At 64.8% G+C, this 12,635-nt stretch carries 10 protein-coding genes; all 10 read left to right on the top strand.

Annotated features, from left to right (window positions below):
* The first annotated feature begins 92 nt into the window (after window positions 1-92).
* Window positions 93-1,265, top strand: coding sequence for an MFS transporter (locus LUU92_RS10930; RefSeq protein WP_179029025.1), 1,173 nt, complete (start codon window positions 93-95; stop codon window positions 1,263-1,265).
* A gap of 36 nt (window positions 1,266-1,301) precedes the next feature.
* Window positions 1,302-1,817: a sigma-70 family RNA polymerase sigma factor gene (locus tag LUU92_RS10925; RefSeq protein ID WP_071491502.1), complete on the top strand. Its 516-nt coding sequence runs from the start codon at window positions 1,302-1,304 to the stop codon at window positions 1,815-1,817.
* Window positions 1,818-2,786, top strand: coding sequence for a FecR domain-containing protein (locus LUU92_RS10920; protein ID WP_071491503.1), 969 nt, complete (start codon window positions 1,818-1,820; stop codon window positions 2,784-2,786).
* A 101-nt stretch (window positions 2,787-2,887) separates the two neighbouring features.
* Window positions 2,888-5,242 (top strand): TonB-dependent receptor, encoded by a 2,355-nt coding sequence (locus LUU92_RS10915; protein WP_257103594.1) that lies wholly within the window; start codon window positions 2,888-2,890, stop codon window positions 5,240-5,242.
* A 20-nt stretch (window positions 5,243-5,262) separates the two neighbouring features.
* Entirely contained in the window at window positions 5,263-6,396 is a 1,134-nt protein-coding gene (locus tag LUU92_RS10910; RefSeq protein WP_257103593.1) for an ABC transporter substrate-binding protein, read from the top strand.
* The gene (locus tag LUU92_RS10905; RefSeq protein ID WP_071491506.1) at window positions 6,393-7,421 is read left to right on the top strand and encodes a FecCD family ABC transporter permease; all 1,029 of its coding nucleotides are present in this window, start codon (window positions 6,393-6,395) and stop codon (window positions 7,419-7,421) included. Before LUU92_RS10910 ends, LUU92_RS10905 begins: the two co-directional genes overlap by 4 nt.
* Window positions 7,415-8,188: an ABC transporter ATP-binding protein gene (locus tag LUU92_RS10900; RefSeq protein WP_071491507.1), complete on the top strand. Its 774-nt coding sequence runs from the start codon at window positions 7,415-7,417 to the stop codon at window positions 8,186-8,188. Before LUU92_RS10905 ends, LUU92_RS10900 begins: the two co-directional genes overlap by 7 nt.
* Window positions 8,189-8,600: 412 nt before the next feature.
* On the top strand, window positions 8,601-9,056 hold the full coding sequence (locus LUU92_RS10895; protein ID WP_257103592.1) for a (2Fe-2S)-binding protein: 456 nt from the start codon (window positions 8,601-8,603) through the stop codon (window positions 9,054-9,056).
* Window positions 9,056-11,275, top strand: a complete 2,220-nt coding sequence (locus LUU92_RS10890) for a xanthine dehydrogenase family protein molybdopterin-binding subunit (RefSeq protein WP_222541445.1) — start codon at window positions 9,056-9,058, stop codon at window positions 11,273-11,275. Before LUU92_RS10895 ends, LUU92_RS10890 begins: the two co-directional genes overlap by 1 nt.
* Before the next feature lie 16 nt (window positions 11,276-11,291).
* Window positions 11,292-12,635, top strand: coding sequence for a c-type cytochrome (locus LUU92_RS10885; protein ID WP_222541444.1), 1,344 nt, complete (start codon window positions 11,292-11,294; stop codon window positions 12,633-12,635).

Genomic DNA, 12,635 nt, shown 5'->3' with positions numbered 1-12,635 from the left:
CATCGTGAGAAAATGAGAATTACTCCTGATGCCAGCCGACGCGGGAAAAAGTATCAGCGTCCCGCGCGTTTTTTTCATACCGAGGCCGTTTCATGCCACCGACCCGTGTCCTGATTTACCTGCTGTTCACGATCCAGCTTGTGTCGATGGGCGCCATGGAGATGAGCGGGCCGTTCTGGCCCATTCATCTGCGCGGCTTGACCGACTCCGACACGCTGTTCAGCTTCGCCAGCATCGCGGTGTACGTGGGGCCGATGCTCGGCATCCTGCTGACCAGCGCGTTCTGGGGCCGCATCGGTGACCGTTACGGCCACAAGTGGATGATGATCCGCGCACTGGTCGGGCTGACGTTGACCCAACTGGGCCTGGCGCTGTTCAGCGACCTGTGGGCGATCCTGGTCCTGCGGTTCCTGCAGGGCGCCTGCGCCGGTTACATCGCCCCGGCCCAGGCCTATGGGGTGAGCATCGAGGCGCCTTCACGGCGGGCACGGCTGTTTGCGCTGCTGCAGATTTCCACCAATGTCGGCTCGTTGCTCGGAGCGGTGCTGGGCGGCCTGATCCTCGACCATGCCACGTTTTTCTGGATCAACCTCAGCGCCGCCGCACTCTGCGCGGTGTGCACGCTGGTGGCGGCGGTGACCCTGCCGGATGTTGCGCCGGTCAAGAAAACCGCATCCACTGCCAAGGGCGGTGTGTGGCAAGGGTCTGCACTGCTGCCGCTGCTCAGTGTGATGGGCCTCCTGCTGCTGGCGCGGATGCTGCCGCAGACTTCGTTCTCGCTGTATGTGAGCACCACGTTCAACGTCAGCAATGCGCTGGTGGGCCTGTGCTACGGTTTGCTGGCGCTGGGGTTCATCCTGTCGGCCACCGCGTGGTCGCGGCATTTCGAGGGGCGCACACAAGCCGACACACTGCGGCGCATCGGCTACGTGGTGGTCGGCTGCATCGCCCTCACCGGGCTGGCCGGGGTCACCCACAACCCTGGGGTGTTTGTCGGCAGCTACTTCGTGTGGGGCGTGCTGCTGGGCGCGACCACGCCGGTGCTGATGGCGCTGATTTCGAAAACCGCCGACAGCGCCCGGCAAGGCCATGTGCTGGGCATTGCCCAGGGCACCGCGCAGTTCGCCTCGATTGCCGGTATCGCCCTCGGCGGGTTGCTCAGCCAGGTGTATGGCCTGGCGTATACCTACCTGTTCGTATGTCTCGCGTATGCGGTGACGTTCCTTGCGATTCTCGCATTGCGCTACCGCAGGGTTGTCCCTTAGCATTGGGAATACTTCTCAATTGCACGGATCCGCGCCATGAGCGAAATCCTCACCGCCGACAAGCACCAGCACCTGCGCGCGATCGAGGCCCTGTACTGCGGCCATCACGGCTGGCTGTACGCCACGCTCAAGCGCAAGCTCGGCAACGCCATGGATGCGGCCGACCTGGCCCAGGACACTTTCACGCGTATCCTCGCCTCCCAGGTCACGGTGATCGACCAGCCAAGGGCTTACCTGAGCTGCGTGGCCAAGGGCATCCTGGTCAACTGGTATCAGCGCAAGGCGTTGGAACGCGCTTACCTGGAAGCGCTCGCCAGCGTGCCAATCCAGGAAGTGCCTTCGCCGGAAGCGCATTTCGTGGTGCTGGAAACCCTGCACGAGATCGACGCGATGCTCGACGCCCTCCCCTCGCTGGTCAAGCGCACGTTCCTGCTGTCGCAGATCAACGGCCTCAAGTACCAGGACATCGCCGAGCAATTGGGCGTGTCGCTGATCACCGTCAAACGCTACATGAAACAGGCCTTTGTGCAGTGCCTGATGCTGGTGGAATAAGTGCTCAGCCTGCGCAAGGAACCCCCGTTGGCCCCTGAAGTCCTCGAAGAAGCCGCCGAATGGCTGATGCGCCTGAGCGAAAACGACCTCAGCGACCACGAGCGCGCCGAATGGGAGCGCTGGAAAATCAGCAGCCCCGAACGTGATCGCGCCTGGGCCCGTGCGCAATTGCTGCAAAGCAAGCTGGGCGGCCTGCCGCCGTCCCTGGCGATGTCGGCCCTCGACCGCCCGAGCCACCCGGAACGCCGCGCCGCCCTGGGCAAGCTGGCCCTGCTGCTGGCGGTGATGCCGGTGGGCTGGGGCAGTTGGAAACTGGCGCAGACCCAGCAGTGGACCGCCGACTACCGCACTCGCGTCGGCGAGCGCCGCGAACTGACCCTGGCCGATGGCTCGCGCATCACCCTCAACACCGACTCCGCCATCGACGTGCGCTACGACCGCCAGCAACGCCTGGTGCACCTGCGCGAAGGTGAAATCCTGGTGCAGACCGCGCAGGATCCGTCCCGCCCGTTCCTGGTCAGTACGCGCCAGGGCCGCATGCAAGCCTTGGGCACGCGCTTTACCGTGCGCGAACTGAGCGGGCGCACCCACCTGGCCGTGCTCGAAGGCGCCGTCAAAGTGATGCTGGCCGAGAACACTCAGACCGCGCCGCTGATCGTCAACGCCGGGCAACGCACGGACTTTTCCGCACAGACCTTTGGCACGCTCACCGCCACCGACCGCAACGTCGGCGCCTGGACCCGGGGTATGCTGATGGCCGACAAGATGCGCCTGGCGGATTTCGTCGCCGAACTGACCCGCTATCGCCGCGGCTTCGTGCGCTATGACCCGGCGATTGCCGACCTGCGCATTTCCGGCGCCTTCCCCATCAGCGACCCGCAGCGCACCCTGAACATGCTGGTGCAGACCTACCCGGTGCTCGTCAGCGGCCACCTGAACGGCTACTGGGTCACCCTGTCCCCCGCCTGAGTGGGCGTGAAAATAAAACGCCGGGCGGCTGATACTTTTTCCGATCTCGGCTGGCAAACACACGAATACCCTTTTTCCTCTCGTCCACAGGGCTCCCGTTCATGCTTGTGATTCGCAGCGCGCTGCTCAGCCTGGCCCTGGCTGGTGCCGCCATGGCCGCGCAGTTGGATGCGGTCGCGGTCCGTGCCTACCAGATCGCGCCAGGGCCGCTCGGCGCAACGCTGTCGAGCTTTGCCGTGGATGCGGGCATTGCCCTGTCGTTCGTCCCGGCCCTCACCGAAGGCCTGACCAGCCCCGGCCTGTCCGGCACTTACTCGACCCAGGAGGCGGTCACCCGCCTGCTGGCCGGCAGCGGCCTGGAGATGCTGCTGCGCAGCGACGGCACCTACACCCTGGTGCAACGCCAAATCACCCTGTCGGACACCACGGTCAGTGGCGCCGAACAGCGCGCCGACAGTTTGCCGCCGGTGTATTCGGGCGGCCAGGTGGCCGTCGGCGGACGCCTGGGCATGCTGGGCAACAAGGACGTGATGGACGCGCCGTTCAGCGTCAGCACCTACACCGCCTCGTTGATCAAGGACCAGCAAGCCACCACCGTCGGTGATCTGCTGGAACGCGATTCTTCGGTGCGCTCCACCGGGCAGACCGGCGGCATCGTCGACTCGTTTTTCATTCGCGGGTTTCCGGTGGGCGAAGGCAACCTCGGCGAGTTGGCCTTCGACGGCGTGTATGGCGTGGCGTCCAATTACCGGGTGTTCACTGAATACGCCGAACGCGTCGAAGTGGTCAAAGGCCCCGGTGCCCTGCTCTACGGCATGTCGCCCAACAGCGCGGTGGGCGGGGTGATTAACGTGGTGCCCAAGCGCTCGCTGGACGAGGACCTGACCCGCTACACCGCCAGTTATACCCAGGCTGCACACCTCGGCAATCGCATCGATATCAGCCGGCGCTTTGGTGAAGAGCGCCGCTTCGGCATGCGCTTCAACGGCGGCGTGCAGCAGGGTGACACCGTGATCGACAAGCAATCGCGCGAAGTCGGCATCGGTGCGCTGTCCCTGGACTATCAGGGCGAGCGCCTGCGCACCAGCCTGGACCTGATTTCCCAGGAAGAGACCTTCGACGCCGCCTCCCGACCGTTCCTGATCGCCTCAGGCGTAAAGATTCCCGACGCCGCCAATGGCCGCACCAGCGTAAGCCAGGACTGGGGCTGGTCGCGCACACGGGATAAGTCCGCCCTGCTCGGCGGCGACTATGACCTCACTGACAACCTGAGCCTGTTCGCCCATGCCGGTGGCGGCAAGTCGGCAGTGGCGCGCCTGTCGGACCAGACGCCGACCATTGTCAACACGGCCGGCGACACCTCGTCGATCCCCGGCTACTACCGCTTCGAAGTGCAGCGCTATACGGTCGACGCCGGTGCACGCCTGCGCTTCGACACCGGCCCGATCAGCCACAGCAGCACCGTGCAGGTCACGCGCTACCGCGATGAACTGTCACGCGGGATTATCTCCGGCGCGCCCGTGCTGTCGAACATCTACCACCCGGTCGAGCGCCCCAAACCGTCGATCGCCAAGCCCGACGCGCCGAAAGTCTCCGCCACCGAATTATCCGGCGTGGCCATTGCCGACACCTTGTCGATACTTGATCAGCGCGTGCAGGTCACCGTCGGCCTGCGCAAACAGAACATCCAATCCCACAACTACAACACCGACGGTGCAGTGACCACGACCTATAACGAGGGCAAGACCACGCCGCTGTTTGGCGCGGTGCTCAAGCCCTGGGAGCACGTAGCGCTCTATTACAACTACCTCGAAGGCTTGAGCAAGGGCGAAGTGGCGCCGTCCAACGCCTCGAATGCCGGGGAGATCTTTGCGCCTTACGTTTCCAGGCAGCATGAAGTCGGGGTCAAGCTCGACTACGGCACGTTCATGTCCACCCTGGCGCTGTTCCAGATCCAGAAACCCAGCGGCGAGCTGGCTGCCGGCCGCTTCTCGGTGCAAGGCGAACAGCGCAATCGCGGCGTGGAAGTGAGCGTGTTTGGCGAAGTCGCCCCAGGCACGTGCCTGCTGGGTGGCGTGACCCTGCTGGATGCGCAGCTGACCAAAACCGGCGTCGCCGCCAACCAGGGCAATACCCCAGTGGGCGTGCCCAAGGTACAAGCCAACCTCTGGGCCGAATGGGACGCGCCGTGGGTCGAAGGGCTGACGTTGACCAGCGGCGCGATCTACACCGCCAGCCAGTACGTCAACCAGGCCAACACCCAACAGCTCGATGCCTGGACCCGCTTCGATATCGGCGCGCGCTACAGCACGCGGATCGCCGAGCGGCCGACCACCTTCCGCGCCACGGTGCAGAACCTGTTCGACCGCGAATACTGGTCCGGCGTGGCCTCCTACGGCGCGTTTTCCCAGGGTTCGCCACGCACCCTCCTCCTGTCGGCCACGGTCGACTTCTGATACCTGCAAGGGCTTACTTGATGCTTTCGATTGTTCGTTGCGGCCACCGCCTGGCGGCACTGGTGTTGACCGGGTTACTCGCGCTGCCTGCGTTGGCGGCGCCCACCACCGTCACCGATCTGCTCGGGCGCCAGGTCAAGGTCAACCTGCCGGTGCAGCGAGTGATCCTCGGCGAAGGCCGCCAGCTGTACCTGGTGGCCGCGCTGGATACGCAGAATCCCATCGAGCGCATCGTCGGCTGGCGCAAGGACCTGATCCAGTCCGACCCGGACACCTACAACGCGTACCTGCGCATATTCCCAGGCATTGCCAACATCCCCACCTTCGGCGGGTTTGAAGACGGCACCTTCGATATCGAGCAAGCGATTTCCCTGCGGCCCGATGTGATCATCCTCAATATCGAAGCGCAACACGCGACCGAAGACGCACGCTACATCGAGAAACTCGACGCCCTGGGCATTCCGGTGGTGTACGTGGATTTTCGCAACCAACCCATGGCCAATACCGAACCGACCATGCGCCTGTTCGGCCAGTTGTTCGGCAAGGAAGACCGGGCCGAGGCGTTCATCGCGTTTCGCAAGCAGCAGATCAGGCGGGTGACCGATGTGATCGCAGCTCAAAAACCGAAGCGCCCGGCGGTGTTCATCGAGCGTATCGGCGGCTACTCCGACGATTGCTGCCTGAGCTTCGGCAACGAAAACTTCGGGCTTTTCGTCGAAATGGCCGGCGGTAACAACATCTCCAAGACCATCATTCCCAGCACCTTCGGCCAGTTGAACCCCGAGCAGGTGATCGTGGCCAACCCGGACCAGGTAGTGGTCACCAGTGCCAACTGGGAGGCGTTCGCGCCGGGCGGTCATTGGGTCGGCGTCGGCCCCGGTGCCGACATGGGCCAGGCCCGGCACAAACTCGCGTGGTACACCCAGCGCCCGGCCTACGCCGGGATCAAGGCCCAGCAAAACCAGGCCTTCCATGCCATCTGGCATCAGTTCTACAACAGCCCCTATCAGTTCGTGGCGATCCAGCAATTGGCCAAGTGGTTCCACCCGTCGCTGTTTGCCGACCTCGACCCCGAAGCGACGCTACGTGAACTGCACGCACAGTTCCTGCCCGTGCCCTACGCACCCGGCTACTCAGTGAGCCTCAAGCCATGAGCGCTTACCGCCGACTGGTGCTGCGCAAGCGCCTGATCCTTTGCGTGCTGGCCCTGCTGTTGTTGTGCAGTGTGCTGCTCGACCTGGCCCTCGGCCCGGCACGCTACAGCCTCAGTGAAGTGCTCGGCGCACTGCTGTCGCCGGACAGCGCGGCGCCGCAGGTGCGCGTGGTGATGTGGGATATCCGCCTGCCCGTCGCCCTGATGGCCGTGGCGGTGGGCGCCGCGCTGTCCCTGGCCGGCGCGCAGATGCAGACCATCCTCAACAACCCGCTGGCCAGTCCGTTCACCCTGGGGCTTTCCGCCGCCGCCAGCTTTGGCGCGGCCATGGGCCTGGCGTTCGGCGTGGCGCTGTTTCCGTTGGCGGCGCAGTACATGGTGCCGGTCAACGCGTTCATCATGGCGATGCTCTGCGCGCTGCTGATCCACTTCCTGAGCCTGCGCCGTGGCGTCACCGCCGAAACCATCGTGCTGCTGGGTATTGCCCTGGTGTTCACCTTCAACGCGCTGTTGGCGCTGGTGCAGTTTTTCGCCACCGAGCAAGCCGTGGCGGCCGTGGTGTTCTGGACCATGGGCAGCCTGACCAAGGCCACCTGGCCCAAGCTCGGCGTGATCTGCCTGGTGATCCTGATCACGCTGCCGATCTTCGCCAGGCGCGCCTGGGCCCTGACCGCCCTGCGCCTGGGCGACGACAAGGCCGCCAGCTTCGGCATCAACGTGCGCAGCCTGCGCTTCCAGACGCTGATCATGGTCAGCCTGCTCGCCTCGTTCCCGGTGGCGTTTGTCGGCACCATCGGCTTTATCGGTTTGGTCGGCCCGCACATCGCCCGCATGCTTATTGGTGAGGACCAGCGCTTCTTCCTGCCCGCCTCGCTGCTCACCGGCGCGCTGATCCTGTCGGCCAGTTCGGTGGTCAGCAAAACCCTGATTCCGGGCGCAATTTTCCCGATCGGCGTGGTCACCTCGCTGATCGGCGTGCCGTTCTTTATCTCCCTGATCCTGAGCGGGAAAAAACACCCATGGTAAGCATTCAGTTGCAGGACCTCGGCGCCAGCTACGGCCAACGCAGCATCATCAGCGGCGTGTCCACGGCGCACTTTGTCGGCGGCCAGGTGGTGGCGGTAATCGGCCCCAACGCAGCGGGCAAGTCCACCTTGTTCAAGCGCATGGCCGGGCTGATCGAAGGGCCGGGCCAGGTGATCCTCCAAGGTTCGACAAAGGGCACCCAAGCCATCAGCTACATGCCCCAGGGCCTGAATGCGAGTGCGCGGTTGACCGTGTACGAATCGGTGTTGCTGGCACGCAAGCAGCTGTCCCCCGCCTGGGCCGTGCAGGACGACGAACTGGCACTGGTCGATGAAATGCTCGCCGCGCTGGGCATCACCGAATTGTCCTTTCGCAACCTCGGCGAACTCAGTGGCGGCCAGCAACAGCTGGTGTCCATCGCCCAGACCCTGGTGCGCGAACCCGACGTGCTGCTGATGGACGAGCCCACCAGTGCCCTCGACATGCATCGCCAGGTGCAGGTGCTGAACTTCATGCAGGCCCTGGCACGCAAGCGCCAGGTGATCGTGTTCATCGCCCTGCATGACCTGAACCAGGCGTTGCGCTTTGCCGACCAGGTGCTGGTCATCGCCGACGGCACCGCCCAGGGCAGCGGGCCGAGCCATGAGGTGATCAATGAGGTGATGCTGCGCGAGGTGTACAAGGTCGAGGCGCGGATCGAGCGCTGCAGTCGCGGGCAGCCCCATATTTTGATCGACGATATTGTGTGTGCACGAGCGAAGGCTTGAATCGGTGGCAAGCCCAAATGCCAGTCAGTTAAGGGCGAACACTGTACCTGTGGCGAGGGAGCTTGCTCCCGTTGGGTCGCGAAGCGGCCCCAAAATGGGACTACTGCGACGATTCGACAAGCCCGCTCACTACAAGTGGCTGCGTAGGCGAGGTTCATAGCACTGGAACACGAACCATCTGCCAAGCGGCAAAGTCGCCAATAGCCCAAGCACCTCGACGCCTGATGCAATACCGCCGTATAGCCTTGTCTACAGCGCTTTCACCCGATCCTGTTGAATGCTTGCCCGATCCTCCGATTTGTCGACCATTGGGTATCTCCCCCCTTGCACTCTGGTCTAGAGTTCGACAATAAGCGGCCACTGCGTTCACACCTAAAACAGGCCGCACCTACCGATGATCAGCAGGTGAGCCATGGAATTACGAATCAACCAAAAGGCCTATCAGGTCGATGCCGACGCGGACACGCCATTGCTGTGGGTGATCCGCGATGACCTGGGCCTGACCGGCACCAAGTACGGCTGCGGCCTGGCCCAGTGCGGCGCCTGTTCGGTGCTGGTGGACGGCAATGTGGTGCGCTCCTGCGTCACACCGGTGGCCGGGGTGGTCGGGCGTGAAATCACCACCATCGAGGCGATTGAAGAGGACGAGGTCGGCAAGCGTGTGGTCGCGACCTGGGTCGAGCAACAGGTGGCGCAATGCGGCTACTGCCAGTCCGGGCAGGTGATGGCGGCCACGGCGCTGCTCAAACACACCCCCGCACCGAGCAAGGCGCAGATCGACGCCGCCATGGTCAACCTGTGCCGCTGCGGCACGTACAACGCCATCCATGCGGCCGTCGACGCCCTGGCCAAGCAGGAGGGCGCGTGATGAACATCCTCGACGAACTGCTCGACGCACCGGTCAACCTGTCACGCCGCCGCTTTCTGGCGAGTACCGCCGTAGGTGCGCTGGTCATCGGTTTCGGCCTGCCATTGGGCTCGGGCCGGGTACAAGCCGCCACTACCGCTGAACGCGGCACCCAGGTGCCGGCGTTTCTGGAGATTCGCCCGGACGGCACGGTGCGCCTGCTCAGCCCGTTCATGGAAGGCGGGCAAGGCACCCATACCGCCATGGCGCAGATCGTCGGCGAAGAGCTGGATGCCGACCCCGCCACCTTCATCGTCGAGGCCGCCCCGCCTGGCGAAGCCTATGTGGTGATGGAAAACGGTATGCGCATCACCGGCGGCAGCATGTCGGTACGCATGAGCTACCCGACCATGCGCCGCCTCGGCGCCCTCGCCCGCGCCATGTTGCTGCAGGCCGGCGCCAAACAATTGGGCGTGCCGGTGGGCGAACTGACCACCCAACCTGGCCGAGTCGTGCACGCGGCATCCGGCCGTTCGCTGGGGTATGGCGAACTGGCCAGCAGCGCCCTCGACATGCCAGTGCCCGATCCTGCCAGCATCACCCTGCGCGACCCGAGCCAGTTCCGCTGGATCGGCAAGCCGGTCAAGCGCCTGGACGCCTACGACAAATCCACCGGCAAGGCGCTCTACAGCATCGACCTGAAAGTCGACAACATGCTCCACGCCGCCGTCCAGCATGCGCCACGCCTGGGCATGACCGTGGGCAGCCTGCGCAACCAGGCGCAGGTCGAAGGCATGAAGGGCGTGCATTCGGTACACGTGCTGCCGGGCGCGGTGGCGGTGGTGGCTGAACGCTGGTGGCACGCCAAGCGTGCGGTGGAAGCGGTCCAGGTCGACTGGCAGGAAGCGGCGGCCGACTCGACGCTACGCGTGATGCCGGCGGACTTCTCCAGCGACAAGCATTTCGAGTTCCTCGCCGCCCAGCAGGGCCCGGCCCGTGATGACGAAAACGAAGGCGACGTGGCCGCCGCGCTGAAAGGCGCCAAGACCCAGGTCGAAGCGACGTATCACAACCAGTACCTCAACCACGGCCAGTTGGAGCCGCCCTCCGCGCTGGCCCGCTTCAACCCGGATGGCACCCTGGATATCTGGCTGCCCAACCAGGCGCCGGACATGTTCCGCGCCGATATCGCCAAGCGCACCGGCCTGGACCCTGCGCAGATCAACCTGCATTCACCGTTGCTCGGCGGTTTTTTCGGCCGGCATTTCCTGTATGACTCAGCCAACCCCTACCCGCAGGCCATCGCGCTCGCCAAGGCGGTGGGTCGTCCGGTCAAGCTGATCTGGAGCCGAGAAGAAGAGTTCCTGCGCGATGTATTGCGCCCGGTGGCCGTGGTCAAGTTCCGCGCCGCACTGGATGACAAAGGCCTGCCGGTGGCCATCGAAGCGGTAAGCGCCACCGAAGGCCCGACCGAAGCCCTCGCCGGCAAACAGGGCGACAAGATCGACCCTACGGCGCTGGAAGGATTGTCGGGCAAGTCCTACGCCATCCCCAACAAACGCATCGCGCAGATCTACGTCAAAGGCGCGCCCATGCTGGGTTACTGGCGTTCGGTGGGCAATTCGCTGAATGACTTTTTCTACGAGTCGTTCCTCGACGAACTGGCGGACAAGGGCAAACAGGACCCCTATGAACTGCGCCTGCACCTGCTGCGCGACAACCCACGGCTGACCACCTTGCTGCAAGCGGCGGTTGAACTGTCCGGCGGCTGGAAGCGCGGCCCTTTCATCGCCGAAGACGGCAGCCGGCGTGCACGCGGCGTGGCCATGGCCTCGCCGTTCGGTTCCCACACGGCGGCGATTGCCGAGGTGTCCATCGAGAATGGCAAGGTCAGGGTGCACGATATCTGGCAGGCCATCGACCCTGGCAGCATCGTCAACCCGGCGATTGTCGAGGCACAGGTGAATGGCGCGGTGGCGCTGGGCTTGTCCCAGACCTTGCTGGAAGAAGCAGTGTACGTGGATGGCAAGCCACGGGCGCGCAACTACGACCTGTACCCGATCCTGGCACCGGCGCAGATGGCGCGGGTGCATGTGCGGGTCGTCGAGAGTGGCGAAAAGATGGGTGGTATCGGCGAGCCGCCGTTGCCTGCCGTGGCACCGGCCGTGGCGAATGCGGTGGCGCAATTGACCGGCCAGCGTGTTCGCAGCCTGCCCTTGAGCCGACACACCTTCAGCTGACTTTCAGGAAATGCCCATGAACAACCGTCGATTCGCAAGAACCGCAGGCTGGCTGGCGCTGCCCTGCCTGGTCGCGGCAGGCCTGCTGGCCTGGTACGTCACCCGTGAGCCCGCCACACCGTTTGCACAAGCACCGGCCACCGCCACCTTCGAGCCGGCCCTGGTCAGCCGCGGTGAATATGTCGCGCGTCTCAGCGACTGCGTGGCCTGCCACAGTCTGCCGGGCAAGGCGCCGTTCGCCGGTGGCCTGGAAATGGCCACGCCGTTGGGGGCAATCCATGCCACCAACATCACGCCGGACAAAACCACCGGGATCGGCAGCTACAGCCTGGCCGACTTCGACCGTGCGGTACGCCACGGCGTGGCACCGGGGGGTCGACGGCTGTACCCGGCGATGCCCTACCCGTCCTACGTCAAGCTCAGCGACGATGACGTGAAAGCGCTGTACGCGTTCTTCATGCAGGGCGTGCAACCGGCCAACCAGGCGAATATCCCCAGTGATATTCCCTGGCCGCTGAATATGCGCTGGCCCATCGCGCTGTGGAACGGCGTGTTCGCGCCCACTGCAACTTATGCAGCCAAACCCAACCAGGACGCGCTGTGGAACCGCGGCGCCTACATCGTCCAAGGCCCCGGCCACTGCGGCAGTTGCCACACGCCACGCGGGCTGGCCTTCAACGAGAAGGCGCTGGACGAGTCCGGTACGCCGTTCCTCGCCGGTGCCCTGCTCGACGGCTGGTATGCACCGAGCCTGCGCCAGGACCCCAACACCGGGCTGGGCCGCTGGGATGAGGCGCAGATCGTGCAGTTCCTCAAGACCGGGCGCAATGCCCATGCGGTGGTCTACGGCTCGATGACCGAAGCGTTCAACAACTCTACGCAGTTCATGCAGGACGACGACCTGGCCGCCATCGCCCGCTACCTCAAGTCACTGCCCGGTGACCCGCAGCGCGACGGCACTCCTTGGCAGTATCAGGCGGCCGCCACCAACCCGGACGCCCCCGGCGCCCACACCTACGCCACCCGCTGCGCCTCCTGCCATGGCCTCGACGGCAAGGGCCAGCCCGACTGGATGCCGCCCCTGGCCGGCGCCACCTCGGCCCTGGCCAAGGAAAGCGCCTCGGCGATCAACATCACCCTCAACGGCTCGCAACGCGTGGTAGCCGCCGGCGTGCCGGACGCCTATCGCATGCCGGCGTTCCGCGAGCAACTGACCGACCAGCAAATCGCCGAGGTGCTCAGCTACGTGCGCGGCACCTGGGGTAACAACGGCGGTGCGGTGGATGTGAAGGCCGTGGGCAAGTTGCGCGGGCATACCGACCCGGCGAGCAGCAGTCCGATCATCTTGCATATGCGCTGA

The sequence above is a fragment of the Pseudomonas extremorientalis genome (assembly GCF_024584605.1).
In the GTDB taxonomy this organism is placed as follows: domain Bacteria; phylum Pseudomonadota; class Gammaproteobacteria; order Pseudomonadales; family Pseudomonadaceae; genus Aquipseudomonas; species Aquipseudomonas extremorientalis.
The sequence above is the reverse complement of the archived record's forward strand: the minus strand, read 5'-3'. Positions and strand labels throughout refer to the sequence as shown.

Coding starts and splice junctions, on each gene's coding strand:
- LUU92_RS10930 (WP_179029025.1), top strand. CDS start 93: ATGCCACCGACCCGTGTCCTGATTTACCTGCTGTTCACGATCCAGCTT.
- LUU92_RS10925 (WP_071491502.1), top strand. CDS start 1,302: ATGAGCGAAATCCTCACCGCCGACAAGCACCAGCACCTGCGCGCGATC.
- LUU92_RS10915 (WP_257103594.1), top strand. CDS start 2,888: ATGCTTGTGATTCGCAGCGCGCTGCTCAGCCTGGCCCTGGCTGGTGCC.
- LUU92_RS10910 (WP_257103593.1), top strand. CDS start 5,263: ATGCTTTCGATTGTTCGTTGCGGCCACCGCCTGGCGGCACTGGTGTTG.
- LUU92_RS10905 (WP_071491506.1), top strand. CDS start 6,393: ATGAGCGCTTACCGCCGACTGGTGCTGCGCAAGCGCCTGATCCTTTGC.
- LUU92_RS10900 (WP_071491507.1), top strand. CDS start 7,415: ATGGTAAGCATTCAGTTGCAGGACCTCGGCGCCAGCTACGGCCAACGC.
- LUU92_RS10895 (WP_257103592.1), top strand. CDS start 8,601: ATGGAATTACGAATCAACCAAAAGGCCTATCAGGTCGATGCCGACGCG.
- LUU92_RS10890 (WP_222541445.1), top strand. CDS start 9,056: ATGAACATCCTCGACGAACTGCTCGACGCACCGGTCAACCTGTCACGC.
- LUU92_RS10885 (WP_222541444.1), top strand. CDS start 11,292: ATGAACAACCGTCGATTCGCAAGAACCGCAGGCTGGCTGGCGCTGCCC.